The sequence below is a fragment of the Mycobacterium kiyosense genome (assembly GCA_021654635.1).
In the GTDB taxonomy this organism is placed as follows: Bacteria; Actinomycetota; Actinomycetes; order Mycobacteriales; family Mycobacteriaceae; genus Mycobacterium; species Mycobacterium kiyosense.
This window is the reverse complement of sequence record AP025179.1, coordinates 3,334,667-3,350,326: the sequence shown is the minus strand read 5'-3', so window position 1 is coordinate 3,350,326 and position 15,660 is coordinate 3,334,667. Positions and strand designations below refer to the sequence as shown.

The window sequence follows — 15,660 nt, the reverse complement described above, 5'->3', positions numbered from 1 at the left end:
TGTGAATACTTCGGTCGGCGAGCGCGTCGCGCTCTACGCGCGCATCAGCCAAGACACCAGCGGCCAGGCGGTTGGCGTCACAGCCCAGCTCGACCATGCCCGCACCTTCGCCTCAGCACGGGGTTATCGGATCGTGGCCGAGCACACCGACAACGACATCAGCGCGTTTCGTGGCGCCGAACGGCCCGGCTACCAGAAAGTTTTGCGGCTGGCGCGTGACCGGCAGATCGACCGTGTCATCGTCTACCAGCTCACCCGCATGACCCGGAACCGAGGTGAGCGCGCCGAGTTCATCGACTCATTCCACGCGTGCAGGGTCAACGTGTCCGAGGCCCAGGGCGGCGACTACGACCTATCAACGGCGGCCGGCCGCTCCTGGGTCGACATTCAAGGGGCGTTGGCAACCTGGGAATCTGAAATCAAGTCCGAGCGCGTCACAGCCGCGGCCGCGCGACGTGCCCGCTCAGGCCGGCCATCCAGCGACCTCGGCTACGGGTGGCAGAAGAGGGGCCGCGGGGCTGACGCCACCTGGGTCGAACACCCGCAACAGGCCGGTGTTGTCCGTGAGGTCGTCGACCGTCTGCTCGCTGGTGACACCCTCCGCGGCATCACCGAGTCGCTCAACCAGCGCGGCGAGCCGGCGCCCAACTCGGCGCGGTGGGGTAAGACGTCGGTCAAGAAGCTCGCCATCCGAGAATCGAATATTGCGCAACGTGTTCACCATCGCGGCCTTCCCGATGAGGAACGTTTCGACGGCTGCTGGCCGCCGATTGTTGACCGCGCCAAGCACGAGAAAGTCGTTGCGCTGCTCACCGAGCCCGGGCGCCGAGTCAACGGCACCGCCCGCCCCGGCGCCCGCCGGCATCTGCTCAGCTGGGGGATAGGCGAGTGCGGGGTGTGTGGAGAGAAGCTGCGTGCCGTCACGCGCCGCGGGCAGCGCGGCAAGCCGCTCGATTTGTACATCTGCGACAGCAATAAGGGCTGCGTCGGCCGCTCCGAGCCGTCGGTCGACGAGGTCGTCAGGGAGGTCGTCATCGCGCGCCTGGCTCAGCCTGACGCACTGGACTGGCTACTCGGCGATGATGCGGAGGCGCGGCGGTGGTCCGACCGTGCCCGCGAGCTGAATCAACGTCTGAGCGAAGCGGCCGACGCGTTCGCCGAGGGCGCCATCAGCGCCGACCAGCTACGCCGAATCACCGCGCGCCTGCAGCCCGAGCTCGATGAGGCCGAACGGCGCCGCGCCGAGTCCGTCGTCTCGCTGGACATCAGCGCGGTGCAACCGCTGGCCGGCCCGCGAGCTCGAGAACGATGGGACGAGATGGCCGTATCCCAGCGCCGCGCCATATTGCAGGCGCTGCGACTGCGCGTGATTATCGACCGCACCCGGCCCGGTCCAGGTTTCGACCCCAGCAGCGTCAGATTCGAGTGGGACCGATGATCGACCGCATCCGCGTTTTCTGCGACGACGCCGTGCACTCCCGCGGCACTTACGAGCTCGGGGCGCTGATCTGCGACACCAGGGGATGGCGGCCAGTGCCACCCGAAAACGGGCGGCGATGCATTTCTCTGCAAGCTCTGCGCGAAATCGACGGTCGCACAGTGGAAATCGAACCAGGCTCCGATCTGCTCACGCCGAGCGACGCGAGCAACGTCCGGTACCGAATGCTGTTTGAATGCCACGGCCAGACGACGCCCGCGAGGTACGAGTCGCTAGCGGCATTCCTCGACACGTGGGCGGCGCACGGCCAAACCTCCATCAGTCTTAAGAATCTCGCTGCTAGCCTGTGAAGCGCCAACGACCGGTACGTCGGGCGCCCCGTAACAGCGTCGGTGAGCGCCAACAAGGGCCGGATGTCGCTCGGTGACAGCCTTGCCAGCGCGAGGGTTAATCTCTCGCGCTCTTGGAGGCCCTGGCGATGGCTTTGTCATCGGAAACCGCACATTATCGCGCTCGCATCGGTGCGCTGTCCCGCGACCGTAAGCCCGACGACCCGGAGCTGGTCGAGGCCCGCCGGGCGCTCCGTGCCCACCAACTGGCCGAGCACGTCGCGAGGGTCGTCGCCCAGGCGCCGCCGCTGACCGCCGAGCAGCGCGAGCGCATCGCCGCGATTCTGCGCGGCGGCGCAGCGTGAGCGACCGGCCCGGCAGCCTGATCGACTACGAACGCTCAGCTTGCCTGTGCGACGTCGGCGCACCCGACTATCTGGCCGCCGTCTGTGTGACCAACGCCGGCGACGAGGTGCTGTGGCTGGTAAGCAAGACCGCCCTCGCCGGGGGGCGCGCGCAACACGGAGACCCATCGCAGCCACACGAGGGGCTTGGGCGGCTGCCGGCCACCATGCGCGAGCGCATCTGGGGTGACAGTCTGCGCTGCGGGCGACCCACTTCGGCTGGCCAACCCTGCCGTCAGCGCGTCAAGGAACCTGGCCTGGCGTGCGGGCTGCACACCGCGAAGGCCGCAACGTGAGACCGCCGTTCGTCAGGGTCATGCCGGACGAGGTCGAGCGTTACGGCGCAGCGGCAGCCTTAGTGCTGGCCCACATTCGGTATCGGTGTGAGTCCAACGGACCTGGGCGCGTGACGGTGGCCGGCGTGCGTTGGTGGCGCGTGTCCTATTCCGAATTCGGCAGCGAAGTCGGATTGAGCGGCAGCGCAATTCGGCGCGCCTTGGAGCGTCTAGCAAACTCAATCGAGGTCGCAGAACACCCGCCGCGCGAGGACCGACGCCGATCTTACAAAATCGCCTCTGACCAGACAGAATACGAATCCGACAAACCTGCGAGCTGCCACAATACGAATCCGGCAGACCATGTGCCGAATTCGTACGATGGTCTGTCGAAATCGACACACCCCCCTGTCGAATCCGACAGATGCACTACTTATAGAGACCTTGGAGAAGTAACAGAAGAAGGGGGAGAAGCGCCCACCGTCGACGCCGAGCTCGTCGACGAGCCCACCAAGGCGATCGAGCAAACCGGCAAACAACTGCAGCGCATCAGCGGCGTACCCGCCGACCTGTCGAGCATTCCGGCCGAGCCGCCCCGCTACTGCTCGAGGCACATGCCTGCCGGCACAGAACTCAGCTGCGGTCCATGCCGCGATGCTCGGCACAACTACACGCGCTGGGAAAAGCGATACGGCGCAATCTGGGACGTGTTGCACCCGCCACCAATCGGCAAGACCGAAGCCAAGGCCCTCGGCAACCTGCTCGTCGCCGAGCGCCTGATTGCACGGATGGACTCGGATGACACGGAGCAACCGCCAGGGCCGGCCGCCGCGCCGCGCTATTTGTGCAACAGGTGCCGAGACCGCGGAATCGTGCTCAACAACGACGGCAAACCAGGCCGCGTCATCCGCGTCTGTCACTGCGACGGTGGCAGCCACCCAGCAATCGAGGGCGAACTCACCGATGAGCAACTCGCCTACGCACGCCAACTCCAAGGACAAACCCGATGATCGACGACACCGAATGGCGGGCCGCCGTCGCCGAGCTGACCGAATGGGACCACGCCGCCACCGACGACCCGCGAACCTACGCAGACCTGCACTCGCTCAACGGGATTCGGACACCATGAGCCACCTACGCGAACACCTCACCAACCCGGTCAGCGCCCTGGTCGCCGCCGCGCTGCGCCGCCGCTGCGAACTGTGCCACGCCCAACCCGGCCAGCACTGCCACAACCTCGCCGGTAACACCGGCCCGCTGCCCGGCGGCCGCATCGTCCACTTCACAAGGCTCACAACATGACCGCCGTCCTGGTCTGCCACCGCGAGCACCCGAGCACCGGCACACTGACCGCAGAGTGGACCTACTGGGACAGCCTCGAGCTGGCCCACCAGGCCGCGGCCGAGCTGCCGCCCTGCGGGCCACACTGCATCGGTGTGCACACCGTCGTCCCCGTCGAACTCGAGTCCGCCGCCCCCCGCGGCCGCCACCTCGCCAGGTTCCTGCCATGACCATCCGCCGCCCTGGTCCTCGGCGTGCCCATCCCCGCGCTGCCCGGCGCCCGCTGCCGCGGCCGACACGATCTGTTCGACCGCCCCCGCGCCCGCTGCGCCGGGCGGCCGCCGGCCCCCGCCGCCCGGCGGGAAGGTCCAATCGCCGTGACGCCTGTGACGCGACCGCTTTGTCAAGGCCCCGTGGGCGTGGACCCAACAAATTCCGATTTTCCAGGCCGATTGTCGGGCCGAAACGACCGAAAGGTATTGATTATGGCGAGAACTGGCCGCAAGGCCACTCCGAACCGGCTCAAGCTGCTGGCGGGCAGTCGGGAGCGGGACTTGAACCGCGACGAGCCGATTCCGTCGCCACCTGCTGACGGTGTCGACTTGACGAAGCCGCCGCGTGGTCTGGGAGCCGCCGCGGCGAAGGTGTGGCGTGAGCTGGCGCCCGACTTGGTCGACAAGCAGGTGTTGGCAGTCTGGGACTTGACGCTGTTCGAGGCGTTCTGTCGGACGGTGGCGCACTATCGGGCGTTGGAGGCGAAGGTTCGCCAGGACGGCTACACCGGGGCAGGCAGCCAGGGGCAGCCGATCAAGTCGGTGTACTGGGCGGCGCGTAACGATGCGCTCAAGCAGCTCATGGCGCTGGCGGCTCGTTTCGGGTTGACACCGGCTGACCGCGCCGGCCTGGTCGAGGGCGTCATGCCCGGCGGGGCCGGCCAGGGCCGTCCCGTGCTCGGTCCCGAAAGGCTGCTGAATTGAGGGCCGAGGATCGCCGGTTGTGCGAGGAGTTCGTGTCGCGGATGCGCGCGAAGGATGGCATTGGCTCCGACGAGTTGGCGATGGCGCACCAGGTCACCGCTATTTGCGCGAACGCCGACACGGTCGAGGAGATGGCGCTGTACCGGCTGGCTGTGGCGACGGTGGGACTGTGGTCTGTCGACGACACCGGCCCTGCGTGGTTGATTGCGCGCGCGGAGTTGGTGGAGGTGCAACTGGACGCGGCCATCGCAGATGCGTCGCCGCCGGGCGATCCCGATGGGCCGGAATCGGGCTGAGTGCGGCCCTCGGCGACGAACACGCGCCGCCGAGGGTGGTTGCACCCTAAATCTCATTCGTGTCATTCTGGGGGCAGCCGTGGGCGCTGACTGACCGAGATGATCCGTCGGGTACCCGCGGTGAGGAGCCCGCCACCGAGCTGACCCGCCGCCGTGAAGGTTCGCCCGCCGCCGAGAAATCGACCGCCGCCGGAACCGGATCGACCGCCGCTCAGCGACGTCGCCGCCGCCGAAATCGCCCGTTTCGGGCACCCCCTCATTCATGCTGCGCGGAATACGTTGCCGCGCACAATATTTCGGAGGCATCTTGCGATGAATCTCGCAGAGGAAGTCAAGACCAAGGCGGCCGCATACCGGGCCGGGCAGATCACCGATGCCGAGTTTTCGGCGTTCATGGACGACGCCGAGGCCCGCGCGGCCCAAGACGCGACCGCCCAGCGTGCCCGGCAGTGGCGCAACGCCGGCTATGCAGCCGCCGAGGGCGCCGTGGTCGGCAAGCAGGTGACCGGACGCCAGGTGGCGCCGCTCGGCCTGGACGAGGAGTCGTCGCGCGCGCTGTATGAGGCCGTGGTGTCGCGGCAGTCGCTGCAAGTCAAGGCGTTCTCGTCTCCTGACTCGCTGCTGCCGGCGCAGCTGGTGCCCAATGTCTTGGGGCCGGTGCACGAGAACCGGATTTTGGACCGGCTGCCGGTGCAGGCGATCAGCGCGCCGTCGGTCGAGTACATCAGGCACAACAGCACGACCGGCGCCGCGGCCGTGGTCGCCGAGGGCGGGCTCAAGCCCGAGCTGGTGCTCAACACGCAGCAGATGACCGCGACCGCGCAGAAAATCGCCGCGCACACCGCCACCACGTACGAGGCGATTTCGGACTGGGACTCGTGGACCGGCTATGTGCAGGCCGAGCTGTTCCGGCAGATCATCGACGTCGAGAACGCCGAGCTGTTGGGCGGCGCTGGCACGACCGGGCACCTCACCGGATTGCTGCACACCTCGGGAATCCTGACGCACGACCACAGTGCGGACGCGACTGGCGTCACGACGCTGGACGCGGTGGAGATGAGCATTGCGGCGCTGCGCACCGGGGCGGCGCTGGCTGAGCCGGACCTGCTGGTGCTCAACCCGCTCACCTGGTCGGCGATGCGCCGCGAGAAGGACAGCCAGAACCGCTACCTGGTCGCACCCGATCCCACCCAGGGCGCCGCGAGCTCGCTGTGGGGTGTCGAGGTGCTCGTCACCACGGTGCAGGCCGCCGGCACCGGACTGCTCATCGACAGCAGCAAGTTCGGCCGCGTCCTGCTGCGTGAGGGCCTGTCGCTGCGCACCGGCAGCGCCAACGACGACTTCACGCACAACCTGGTGCGGTTCGTCGGCGAGGAGCGCCTGGCGCTGGCCGTCGAGCGGCCGGCGGCGCTGCTGTCCATTACCGGCCTACCGACGAGCTGACAGGAGCGTCTGCGGTGAAAGTCAAGGTGCTGCAACCGTTTCAGGTCTGCCACGACGGCGCGATCCACCGGCCCGGCAAGACCGCCGAGGTGCCCGACCACGTCGGGGAGCTGTGGCTGGCCTCGGGATGGGTCGACGAGGTCGGCGGCCGCAAGCGCAAAGCCGGCTGGGTACCTCAGGCGGTGTCGGAGGCGGGCACGCCGGTGGTCGACGAGGACGGCAGGCCGGTCCCACCGGCCGGCGACGGCGCCCCTGTCGACGAGTGACCGCGCCGGCCAGCGCGACGCGCCGCGGCGTCTGCAGGCAGCTGCGCGGCGAGGCCGCGTTCGACATCATCATCGCCGGCGGCCACCGCGAGCCCGGCGGGGTGATCCTCGGGCCGAGCCAGTGGCGGCAACCGTTCCCCGAGCGGGTGCCAATCACCGTTGTACGGCACGGCGAAAGCCAGGTCGTCGGCGAAGGAACGCCGCTGCTCGACCGCAAGAACAACCTCCGCATCCGCGGCATGTGGTCAACGACCCCGCTCGGAGAATACGTGAGAACCCTTGTCGCGCAACGTGTTCTGCGTGAGGCGAAGCTGGAATATACCGACACCATCGACGACGCCGGCCAGCTGGTGCGCGAGGTGCTCGGCGGGGTGTTCACGCTGCCCACCGGGCCGCCGACCGTTGGCGGCGGCGCTGAGCCGGCGGCCGAGCTGCTCGGTCTGGCCGCCCGCATCTACACCGCCACACCGGCCCAGCGGGCCGTCCTGGCCGACCAGGTCATCGCCTGCGCTCTCGCGCTGGGAGGAACTGCGCCGGCCTAGTCGCCGAGGCCCAGCTCGTCCCGCAGCTGCCGCGCGGGAATCGTCTCGCCTGTCCGCAACAGCACGCTGAGGTCATCTTCGAGCAGCTCCATCGACAGGCTGATCACGTGGGCCGGCACGCCGCGGGCCAACGCATCCGCGACCGCGTCGCGCAGCTGGCCGGCTGCCGCACTGATGGCCTGGACGTCGTACACCCGAATCGTCGGGTCGTCAGCGTCCATCTGATCAAGCCAGCGTTCCGCTGCCTGGGTTCCACCCGACTCACTCACGCTGACCAGTATCCCGTCGCTCGCCACGCGGACCAAGAGCGCGACAGCGGGACTCAGCGTGTCCACACAAATGTGCGGCTAACGCGCTACGTGTGTCGGTGCCGCGCACTACGCTCTGCAACGTGCAGGTGCCGACTTGGATCGCGCTGGCCGCTTTGGTAGCACCGGCCATCTCGGCCGCGGTGGCAGTGATTCAGGCCAGACGCGCCACAAAAGCAAAGGACGCGGCGCAACTTCACGAGGCCAAAGCCGAACAGAACGCCGCACGAGCAACCAAGGCGGCCGAAGAAGCTGCGGCCTGGCAGCGCCAGGCCGCAGCGGCGGCCCAGCGGTCGGCCGAGGCCCTCGAGGCGCAGAACCGGATGGCTGAAGAACATGCTGAGCGCGCCGAGGGCGTTCCCTGGGAGTTGAGGCACGCACAAGGTGACCAGTACGACCTCTGGAATGTCACCGACACCGCCAAGTTTGGCGTAAAGATTTCAGGTGGGGGCGTTGCAGGTGATCCCGTGTTCGACCGTGTCGACGGCCGCAGCTCCGCGCGGTTCATGATTGCCCCGTTCGGCGGTGAAGCCGACCGGATAGATGTGACGTGGCACCGTCGCGACGACCTGTCCGATCAGCCGCCGCAACAGTGGCGAGGCACAAGGCCGCCGAAGCTATAGCGCGGCAAGCGCCGCAGCGCGTATCTCGTCGTCGTCGACGGCGGTGTACCGCTCGGTGGTGGCTATCGAGGTGTGGCCGAGGAGCACCTGGACGGCGCGCAGGTTACGGCTGCCGCGATAGGCGCGGGTGGCGAAGCGGTGCCGCAGCTTGTGCATCGACCAGCCGGCCGGCAACGCGTCGGCGACCAGCTTGCCGACGTGCTCGGCCGTGAGGTGCCCGCCGGCCGGCCACGCCGGGAACAGCCAACCGACGGCCGGCAGATACGGGGTGTGGCCGGCGGCACCGGCCCGCAGCACCGCGGCCAGCGAGTCGCTGATCGGCACGACCCTGGTCTTGCCGCCCTTGCCGTGTACGACGAGCTGCGGCCCGCCGACGCCGTCGACCAGGTCGCTGGTGTGGACCTGGGCGACCTCGGCGCGCCGCAGGCCGGCCTCGGCCGCGAGCCGCATCATCAACGTGACACGCGCATCCGCGGCCGAAATGGCTTGCTGCCAGGCATCATCAGGCACCGGCCGCGGCACCGCCGGCGGTATCCGCACCGCCGGCAGCTCGTCACCGATGTTGGCCGGCACGCGGCCGGCCCGGTGTGCCCAGCGGAAAAACTCACGCGCCGCAGCCCGGTAGAACCGCCGCGTCTCCGGTTTCCACTGCTGCCCGCCGAACCATTCGACGAGCAGCTGCCCGGTCACCTCAGCGGGTGGCCGGCCCACGCCGCGGGCAATGCGCGACACGGCGTGTCGGCGTGCGTCGACCGTGCGCGCGCTCTGGCCTGCCGCCGCCAGGTGCAGGCAGTAGTCGGCGACGGGTTGCCGCCACGCCGCCGGGATGCGGGCCGGCGCCGGCCCCGGCCGGCCGCCGCGGTACCGCTCGACCAGGTACGCCTCGATGGTCTCCAACCGGCCGGCGATCACAGGGCCGCCGGCATCGCGCAGCTCGAACACATTGCCGCGCCGCGCCATCTGCACCTGCAGCGCTGCGGCTTGGCGGCGCGCGATCCGCGCCCGACTGGCCTCGGTCGCCGTCATGTCAGAGCGTCGAGTGAGTCGGCCGCATCGAGCAGCGCAGCCGCCAGTCGACGGGCCTGCGGTGCCGTGAGTTCGGCGTCGCCGGTGTCGGGGCGGAGCAACACGTACCGGAACAGTTCGCCGTTGCCGTACTGCGCGCCGGCGACAGTCACGCTGACCTCGCCGACGTCGTGCTGCGACCACGTCAGCGGCCGGTAGCAGTCCTGCGGGCAGCTGCGGCCTGTGATGTCGTGCCAGATATCCCAGTCACCGGCGACCGCACCGGCAGGGATCGGCGGGCAAGAAGCATTGCTCAGGTCATTGTCGCGGCTCATGGCCGAGGAGCCTATTGCACCGAATTACGTTGGTAAATAGGCAATTTGAACGCTTAATCATTGCGCTACAGGGCTGTAGCGCGTTGGACAGTCGGCCGCGTAGACGGACGTGGCGCTCGGGCGAGCGCAGTATCGAGAGTGCCGCGCTTCACCAGCCGCGTTCGCGCCACTCCGCTACGTGCGGTCGCTCGACGCCGAGTGTGGTGTCGTCGCCGTGGCCGGGGTAGATCACCGTGGCGTCGTCGTAGCGGTCGAAAACTCTGGTTTCCAGGTCTCCGATGAGCGACTCGAATTCTTCCGGGCGTGTTGTACGCCCAGGACCGCCCGGGAACAGGCAGTCGCCGGTGAACAGCTGGGTGACGCCGCCGGTAGCGGGCCCGTCCAGGGCCAGTGCCACCGATCCCGGAGTGTGCCCGCGCAGGTGGATGACGTCGAAGGTGAGCTCACCGATCTGGATCGTGTCGCCGTTGGCCAGCAAACGGTCCGGTCGGACCGGTAGTGGCTCCGCGTCGATCTTGTGCGCCGCCGTGGGTGCTCCGGTGGCGGCGGCGACCGCCTCCAGGGCCTGCCAGTGGTCGAAGTGCTGGTGGCTGGTCACGATCAACGCCAGCTTGGGGGCGTGCCGGCGGATCAGGTCGATCAGCGCGTCGGCGTCGTTAGCGGCGTCGATGAGCAGTGTGTCTCCGGTCGCGGAACAGGTCACCAGGTAGGCGTTGTTGTCCATCGGGCCGACCGAGGCCTTCAGGATCGTCGCGCCGGGCAGCGTGCGCTGGGCGGCGGTGCCCGGGTCGACGTGTCCGGTGTAGGAGTCGGAAACAGTGATCATGCTGGTCACGCTACTTGGTCAGGCGCGGGCCGGCAGCGGCCGGACGAGGCTTGTCGGTGGCTGCACCTAGCATGGATTGCGGCCTGCGCTGTGAGCTGTTCGTCACGGCAGGGCTCTACGAGTTTCAGCTGAAAGGGACAGCGTGGCCGACCGTCTCATCGTCAAGGGCGCGCGCGAGCACAACCTGCGCAGCGTCGACCTTGACCTACCCCGCGACGCCCTGATCGTGTTCACCGGGCTATCCGGGTCGGGCAAATCGTCGCTGGCCTTCGACACGATCTTCGCCGAGGGACAGCGCCGCTACGTGGAATCGCTGTCGGCGTATGCGCGCCAGTTCCTGGGGCAGATGGACAAACCGGACGTCGACTTCATCGAGGGCCTGTCGCCGGCGGTGTCCATCGACCAGAAGTCGACCAACCGCAACCCGCGCTCGACGGTCGGCACCATCACCGAGGTCTACGACTACCTGCGGCTGCTGTACGCCCGCGCGGGCACGCCGCACTGCCCGATCTGTGGTGAGCGGATCGCGCGCCAGACGCCCCAGCAAATCGTCGACCAGGTGCTCGCGATGGACGAGGGCATCCGGTTCCTGGTGCTGGCGCCGGTGGTGCGCACCCGCAAAGGCGAGTTCGCCGACCTGTTCGACAAGCTCAACGCGCAGGGCTACAGCAGGGTTCGGGTCGACGGCGTGGTGCACCCGCTGACCGATCCGCCCAAGCTGAAGAAGCAGGAGAAACACGACATCGAGGTGGTGGTCGATCGCCTCACCGTCAAGGCCGGCGCCAAGCAGCGACTGACCGACTCGGTGGAGACCGCGCTCAACCTCGCCGACGGCATCGTGGTCCTGGAGTTTCCCGACGACCGCGACGAGCACGACCGGCCGCGGGAACAGCGGTTCTCCGAGAAGCTCGCCTGCCCGAACGGGCACGCGCTGGCCGTCGACGACCTCGAACCACGGTCGTTCTCGTTCAACTCGCCCTATGGCGCCTGCCCCGAATGCGTCGGCCTGGGCATCCGCAAGGAGGTCGACCCCGACCTGGTGGTGCCCGACCCGGAACTGACGCTGGCCGAGGGCGCGGTGGCGCCGTGGTCGGCCGGGCACACCGCCGAGTACTTCACCCGGATGATGGCCGGGCTCGGTGACGCGCTGGGATTCGACGTCAACACCCCCTGGCGCAAACTACCGGCGAAGGCGCGCAAGGCGATCTTGGAGGGCGCCGACGAGCAGGTGCATGTGCGCTACCGCAACCGGTACGGCCGCACCCGGTCCTACTACGCCGAATTCGAAGGCGTGCTGGCGTTCCTGCAGCGCAAGATGGCCCAGACCGAATCCGAGCAGATGAAGGAACGCTACGAGGGCTTCATGCGGGACATCCCGTGCCCGGTGTGTGAGGGCACCCGGCTCAAGCCGGAGATCCTCGCGGTGACGCTGGCGGCGGGGGAGCACGGCCCCAAGTCCATCGCCGAGGTCTGCGACCTGTCCATCGCGGACTGCTCGGATTTCCTCAACGCGTTGACACTTGGCCACCGCGAGCGGGCGATCGCCGGGCAGGTGCTCAAGGAGATCCAGTCGCGGCTGGGCTTTCTGCTCGACGTCGGGCTGGACTACCTGTCGCTGTCCCGGGCGGCGGCCACCCTGTCCGGCGGCGAAGCTCAGCGCATCCGGCTGGCCACCCAGATCGGCTCCGGTCTGGTCGGTGTGCTCTACGTGCTCGACGAGCCGTCCATCGGCCTGCACCAGCGCGACAACCGCCGCCTCATCGAAACCCTCACGCGCTTAAGGGATTTGGGTAACACGCTGATCGTCGTCGAGCACGACGAGGACACCATCGAGCACGCCGACTGGATCGTCGACATCGGGCCGGGCGCCGGCGAGCACGGCGGCCACATCGTGCACAGCGGGCCCTACAGCGAGCTGCTGCGCAACAAGCAGTCGATCACCGGCGCCTACCTGTCGGGCCGGGAGAGCATCGAGATGCCCGCGATGCGCCGGCCCGTCGACCCGAAGCGGCGACTGACCGTCGTCGGTGCCCGCGAACACAACCTGCGCGGCATCGACGTGGCGTTTCCGCTGGGCGTGCTGACCTCGGTGACCGGGGTGTCGGGCTCGGGCAAGTCCACTCTGGTCAACGACATCCTGGCCGCGGTGCTGGCCAACCGGCTCAACGGCGCCCGCCAGGTCCCCGGACGGCACACTCGGGTCACCGGCCTGGATCACCTGGACAAGCTGGTGCGGGTGGACCAGTCGCCGATCGGGCGTACGCCCCGCTCCAACCCGGCCACCTACACCGGCGTCTTCGACAAGATCCGCACCCTATTCGCGGCCACCACCGAGGCCAAAGTCCGCGGCTACCAACCCGGCCGGTTCTCCTTCAACGTCAAGGGCGGCCGGTGCGAGGCCTGCACCGGCGACGGCACCATCAAGATCGAGATGAACTTCCTGCCCGACGTGTACGTGCCGTGCGAGGTGTGTCAGGGCGCGCGCTACAACCGGGAAACCCTCGAGGTGCATTACAAAGGCAAGACCATCTCCGAGGTGCTGGACATGTCCATCGAGGAGGCCGCCGAATTCTTCGAGCCGATCAGCGGCATCCACCGCTACCTGCGCACCCTGGTCGACGTCGGGCTGGGGTACGTGCGACTCGGCCAGCCCGCGCCGACGCTGTCCGGCGGTGAGGCCCAGCGGGTGAAGCTGGCCTCCGAACTGCAGAAGCGATCCACCGGGCGCACCATCTACGTGCTCGACGAGCCCACCACCGGCCTGCACTTCGACGACATCCGCAAGTTGCTCAACGTCATCAGCGGCCTGGTCGACAAGGGCAACACGGTGATCGTCATCGAGCACAATCTGGACGTGATCAAGACCTCCGACTGGATCGTCGACATGGGTCCTGAGGGTGGTGCCGGCGGCGGAACCGTTGTGGCGCAAGGCACTCCGGAAGACGTCGCCGCGGTGCCGGAGAGCTACACCGGCAAGTTCCTGGCCGAGGTGCTCGGCCCGGCGAGCACCGGCCCCAAGCGGACCGCCAGCAAGCGACGCAAAGTCAGCGCGTAATTTCGCCGCGCCGCGGCGGTAGTCTCTGCGACGTGGACGAGTTGCTGCAGGTCGATCTGGACAACCTGCACCGGCTCGGCGCCACCCTGGCCGGGCATGCGGATGCGATCGCAGGGTGCAAACTCACCGTCGCGGTGGCGATGCCGGGCTCACCGGTCCAGATCGCCGCCGATCAGGTCGGCGACGGGGTGGTCAAGGCATTCGGCGTGGTCGGAAAGTGCGTGCGCCGAATGGCCGAGGCGTCGACCAACGCCGCCGCCACCTACGAGGAACTCGATCAGGCGTTCGCGGCCCAACGACGCCTGTACAGCGACGGCCGCTGAGTCGCGGTGACCACCATCAGCCACGTGCGTGGTTGCCAGCCCGAGACGATGACGGCGTTCGCCGAGGATCTGAGCGCACAGGGCAACACTTTCACCTCGCGCGTCGAGCAGGCCGAACGCGACGTCGACGCCGCGATGAACACCTGGAAGGGTGCGGCAGCCGGCGCCGCTTCGGTGCGCGCGACGTCACAGCGGCTGGCCGCCAACCACATCGGCTCCGCCGTGGTGACGCTGGCCGACACCTTCAACACTTACGGCGCCCAACTGAGCGGATACCGGAACACGTTGCTGCGAATAGTCGACGGCGACATCCCGGCCGCCGGGATGACCGTGGACGACGCGGGCAACGTCAAGGCGCCGCAAGTGCCGGGCGCACGATCGGGGGGACTTGCTGGCCTACCTGCTGCAGGGGCAGCTCGACGGCCAGGCTGCCGATTTCCAGACGCGCGTGAAGAATCTGCTGACTCAATTCGGGGATGCGGAAACCCAAGCGGCGCAAGCGATCTCCACCGGACTGCAGGAGCTGACCGGTTACGCACAGCACCCCGACGGGCCGGCGGTGCGCCCGCAGGTGCAGGCCATCATCGACGGCCACGCCCAGCTGCCCACCGACCCCAAACAGCTGCACGATTTCTGGGCGGGACTTTCGCCCGCGGAGAAGGACGCCCTCTACCGCCACGACCACTACATCGGGAATCGCAACGGCTTGCCCGCGGTCGACCGTGACTACTACAACCGTGAAACCCTGGCCGACGAACTGAGCCGGGCCCGCTCCGCCGCGGCACAGGTCGAGGAGCTGCGCGCGCAGCACCCGGATTGGGCGGCGGGACACAACATTCCCTCACCCAACGAACCGGGTGCGATTTTCGACGACCGCGTGGCCTACGAGCAGTGGCAGCGGCGCTACGACGCCGCCCTGGCCGGCACGAGAACCCTGCCGGATCTGCAGGCCGTCGACAAGGCCGTCGGCGGCAAACCCGACCGCAAGCTGTTGCTGCTGGACACCCAGACCGGTCGACAGGCGCACGCTGCCGTCGCGATCGGCGACCCGGACACCGCCACCCACGTCTCAGTCACCGCGCCCGGGCTCAACACCACCGTGCACGGGGCAATCGACGGGATGGCCTCGGAAGCGACGCACGTCCGGGAAGAAGCGCTGCGACAGCTGCGCACCACCCCGGGGCACGCCCACGACACCGTATCGGCGATCGCCTGGATCGGCTACGACGCGCCGCAGGTCCCCGGAACCGACGACCTCGGCAGATCGCTGGCCGGCGGTTGGGACGTCAGCCACGACACCCTTGCCCGCGCCGGGGCGCACCAGCTGGCCGGCTTCTACGACGGGATCACGGCCGCCCATGACGGGGGGCCAGCGCATCTGACCGCCATCGGCCACTCCTACGGGTCGTTGACCACCGGCCTGGCCCTGCAGGAACCCGGCAATCACGGGGTCAGCGACGCCCTGTTCTACGGTTCGCCGGGCATCGAAGCCAGCACCCCACAGCAACTACATCTGCAGCCCGGGCACGTATTCGCCATGGAAACCCCGGACGACCCCATCCAATACACCTACGACGCACCGCCGCTGGTCCATGCCGGCGCCCCGTTCCTGCCGTTTCCGCTGAACGTGATCGCCGAGGGCGGCCTGACCGCGTTGGATGCCTCCGGAGCCGGTCATTTCGGACCCAACCCCGCCACCAACCCCGAATTCACCCGGCTGGCCACCGGTCCGGTCGCCATACCCGACGGACACGGCGGAAGCCTCAACCTGGAAGGCGCGCACGGGCACAGTGATTATCCTCGCCAGGGTGGCAACAACCTGCCGCGCACCACGGGCTACAACATCGCCGCCGTCGTCGCCGGCCTGGGTGACCATGCGATCCGCGGAGACTGACGACCAGATGAGAAAGCCCACCGCACCGATCCGCACGGCC

The 15,660-nt window shown here is 68.4% G+C and carries 21 protein-coding genes; 17 read left to right on the top strand and 4 right to left on the bottom strand.

Going from position 1 to position 15,660, the window contains the following annotated elements; translation table 11 throughout:
• Window position 1: 1 nt before the first annotated feature.
• From L6444_RS15745 to L6444_RS15690, 13 genes are all read left to right on the top strand, one after another.
• Window positions 2-1,438 carry a recombinase family protein gene (locus L6444_RS15745; protein ID WP_236975254.1) on the top strand — a complete coding sequence of 479 codons (1,437 nt, stop codon included), beginning with the start codon at window positions 2-4 and terminating at the stop codon, window positions 1,436-1,438.
• Window positions 1,435-1,788, top strand: a complete 354-nt coding sequence (locus tag L6444_RS15740) for a hypothetical protein (RefSeq protein WP_236975251.1) — start codon at window positions 1,435-1,437, stop codon at window positions 1,786-1,788. The genes L6444_RS15745 and L6444_RS15740 overlap by 4 nt, the downstream gene beginning before the upstream one ends.
• A gap of 128 nt (window positions 1,789-1,916) precedes the next feature.
• Window positions 1,917-2,132, top strand: a complete 216-nt coding sequence (locus L6444_RS15735; protein ID WP_236975249.1) for a hypothetical protein — start codon at window positions 1,917-1,919, stop codon at window positions 2,130-2,132.
• Window positions 2,129-2,467, top strand: a complete 339-nt coding sequence (locus L6444_RS15730; RefSeq protein WP_236975247.1) for a hypothetical protein — start codon at window positions 2,129-2,131, stop codon at window positions 2,465-2,467. Before L6444_RS15735 ends, L6444_RS15730 begins: the two co-directional genes overlap by 4 nt.
• Before the next feature lie 20 nt (window positions 2,468-2,487).
• Window positions 2,488-3,456: a hypothetical protein gene (locus tag L6444_RS15725; RefSeq protein ID WP_236975245.1), complete on the top strand. Its 969-nt coding sequence runs from the start codon at window positions 2,488-2,490 to the stop codon at window positions 3,454-3,456.
• Entirely contained in the window at window positions 3,453-3,575 is a 123-nt protein-coding gene (locus L6444_RS30160; RefSeq protein WP_255730577.1) for a hypothetical protein, read from the top strand. The genes L6444_RS15725 and L6444_RS30160 overlap by 4 nt, the downstream gene beginning before the upstream one ends.
• Entirely contained in the window at window positions 3,572-3,748 is a 177-nt protein-coding gene (locus tag L6444_RS15720; RefSeq protein ID WP_236975243.1) for a zinc finger domain-containing protein, read from the top strand. The genes L6444_RS30160 and L6444_RS15720 overlap by 4 nt, the downstream gene beginning before the upstream one ends.
• Window positions 3,745-3,957, top strand: a complete 213-nt coding sequence (locus L6444_RS15715; RefSeq protein ID WP_236975241.1) for a hypothetical protein — start codon at window positions 3,745-3,747, stop codon at window positions 3,955-3,957. Before L6444_RS15720 ends, L6444_RS15715 begins: the two co-directional genes overlap by 4 nt.
• Window positions 3,958-4,212: 255 nt before the next feature.
• Window positions 4,213-4,704, top strand: coding sequence for a phage terminase small subunit P27 family (locus tag L6444_RS15710; protein ID WP_236975233.1), 492 nt, complete (start codon window positions 4,213-4,215; stop codon window positions 4,702-4,704).
• A gap of 17 nt (window positions 4,705-4,721) precedes the next feature.
• Entirely contained in the window at window positions 4,722-5,000 is a 279-nt protein-coding gene (locus tag L6444_RS15705; protein WP_236975231.1) for a hypothetical protein, read from the top strand.
• Between the two features lie 312 nt (window positions 5,001-5,312).
• On the top strand, window positions 5,313-6,443 hold the full coding sequence (locus tag L6444_RS15700; protein ID WP_236975229.1) for a phage major capsid protein: 1,131 nt from the start codon (window positions 5,313-5,315) through the stop codon (window positions 6,441-6,443).
• A gap of 14 nt (window positions 6,444-6,457) precedes the next feature.
• Complete coding sequence (locus L6444_RS15695) at window positions 6,458-6,709, top strand: hypothetical protein (RefSeq protein WP_236975227.1); 252 nt, start codon at window positions 6,458-6,460, stop codon at window positions 6,707-6,709.
• Window positions 6,706-7,251: a hypothetical protein gene (locus tag L6444_RS15690; protein ID WP_236975223.1), complete on the top strand. Its 546-nt coding sequence runs from the start codon at window positions 6,706-6,708 to the stop codon at window positions 7,249-7,251. Before L6444_RS15695 ends, L6444_RS15690 begins: the two co-directional genes overlap by 4 nt.
• Here L6444_RS15690 and L6444_RS15685 read toward each other — a convergent pair.
• Window positions 7,248-7,520 (bottom strand): hypothetical protein, encoded by a 273-nt coding sequence (locus L6444_RS15685; protein WP_236975221.1) that lies wholly within the window; start codon window positions 7,518-7,520, stop codon window positions 7,248-7,250. The two genes, L6444_RS15690 and L6444_RS15685, sit on opposite strands and share 4 nt — an antisense overlap.
• A 122-nt stretch (window positions 7,521-7,642) precedes the next feature.
• Between L6444_RS15685 and L6444_RS15680 the strand changes: the two genes are divergently transcribed.
• Window positions 7,643-8,182 (top strand): hypothetical protein, encoded by a 540-nt coding sequence (locus tag L6444_RS15680; RefSeq protein WP_236975218.1) that lies wholly within the window; start codon window positions 7,643-7,645, stop codon window positions 8,180-8,182.
• On the opposite strand, the gene L6444_RS15675 is transcribed toward L6444_RS15680, so the two are convergent.
• The 3 genes from L6444_RS15675 to L6444_RS15665 form a co-directional block, all read right to left on the bottom strand.
• Window positions 8,177-9,208, bottom strand: a complete 1,032-nt coding sequence (locus L6444_RS15675; RefSeq protein WP_236975217.1) for a tyrosine-type recombinase/integrase — start codon at window positions 9,206-9,208, stop codon at window positions 8,177-8,179. The genes L6444_RS15680 and L6444_RS15675 overlap by 6 nt on opposite strands.
• Window positions 9,205-9,522, bottom strand: coding sequence for a hypothetical protein (locus L6444_RS15670; RefSeq protein WP_236975215.1), 318 nt, complete (start codon window positions 9,520-9,522; stop codon window positions 9,205-9,207). The genes L6444_RS15675 and L6444_RS15670 overlap by 4 nt, the downstream gene beginning before the upstream one ends.
• Window positions 9,523-9,670: 148 nt before the next feature.
• Window positions 9,671-10,348: an MBL fold metallo-hydrolase gene (locus tag L6444_RS15665; RefSeq protein WP_236975213.1), complete on the bottom strand. Its 678-nt coding sequence runs from the start codon at window positions 10,346-10,348 to the stop codon at window positions 9,671-9,673.
• A gap of 142 nt (window positions 10,349-10,490) precedes the next feature.
• Here L6444_RS15665 and uvrA point away from each other — a divergent pair, with 142 nt between their 5' ends.
• The 3 genes from uvrA to L6444_RS15650 all read left to right on the top strand — a co-directional run bounded on the left by uvrA (window position 10,491) and on the right by L6444_RS15650 (window position 15,620).
• Window positions 10,491-13,403: an excinuclease ABC subunit UvrA gene (gene uvrA / locus L6444_RS15660; protein ID WP_236975211.1), complete on the top strand. Its 2,913-nt coding sequence runs from the start codon at window positions 10,491-10,493 to the stop codon at window positions 13,401-13,403.
• Between the two features lie 32 nt (window positions 13,404-13,435).
• Entirely contained in the window at window positions 13,436-13,726 is a 291-nt protein-coding gene (locus L6444_RS15655) for a hypothetical protein (protein WP_236975198.1), read from the top strand.
• A 388-nt stretch (window positions 13,727-14,114) separates the two neighbouring features.
• On the top strand, window positions 14,115-15,620 hold the full coding sequence (locus tag L6444_RS15650; protein WP_236975196.1) for an alpha/beta hydrolase: 1,506 nt from the start codon (window positions 14,115-14,117) through the stop codon (window positions 15,618-15,620).
• Window positions 15,621-15,660: the final 40 nt, after the last annotated feature.

Coding starts and splice junctions, on each gene's coding strand:
- L6444_RS15740 (WP_236975251.1), top strand. CDS start 1,435: ATGATCGACCGCATCCGCGTTTTCTGCGACGACGCCGTGCACTCCCGC.
- L6444_RS15735 (WP_236975249.1), top strand. CDS start 1,917: ATGGCTTTGTCATCGGAAACCGCACATTATCGCGCTCGCATCGGTGCG.
- L6444_RS15725 (WP_236975245.1), top strand. CDS start 2,488: ATGCCGGACGAGGTCGAGCGTTACGGCGCAGCGGCAGCCTTAGTGCTG.
- L6444_RS30160 (WP_255730577.1), top strand. CDS start 3,453: ATGATCGACGACACCGAATGGCGGGCCGCCGTCGCCGAGCTGACCGAA.
- L6444_RS15720 (WP_236975243.1), top strand. CDS start 3,572: ATGAGCCACCTACGCGAACACCTCACCAACCCGGTCAGCGCCCTGGTC.
- L6444_RS15715 (WP_236975241.1), top strand. CDS start 3,745: ATGACCGCCGTCCTGGTCTGCCACCGCGAGCACCCGAGCACCGGCACA.
- L6444_RS15710 (WP_236975233.1), top strand. CDS start 4,213: ATGGCGAGAACTGGCCGCAAGGCCACTCCGAACCGGCTCAAGCTGCTG.
- L6444_RS15700 (WP_236975229.1), top strand. CDS start 5,313: ATGAATCTCGCAGAGGAAGTCAAGACCAAGGCGGCCGCATACCGGGCC.
- L6444_RS15675 (WP_236975217.1), bottom strand. CDS start 9,208: ATGACGGCGACCGAGGCCAGTCGGGCGCGGATCGCGCGCCGCCAAGCC.
- L6444_RS15670 (WP_236975215.1), bottom strand. CDS start 9,522: ATGAGCCGCGACAATGACCTGAGCAATGCTTCTTGCCCGCCGATCCCT.
- L6444_RS15665 (WP_236975213.1), bottom strand. CDS start 10,348: ATGATCACTGTTTCCGACTCCTACACCGGACACGTCGACCCGGGCACC.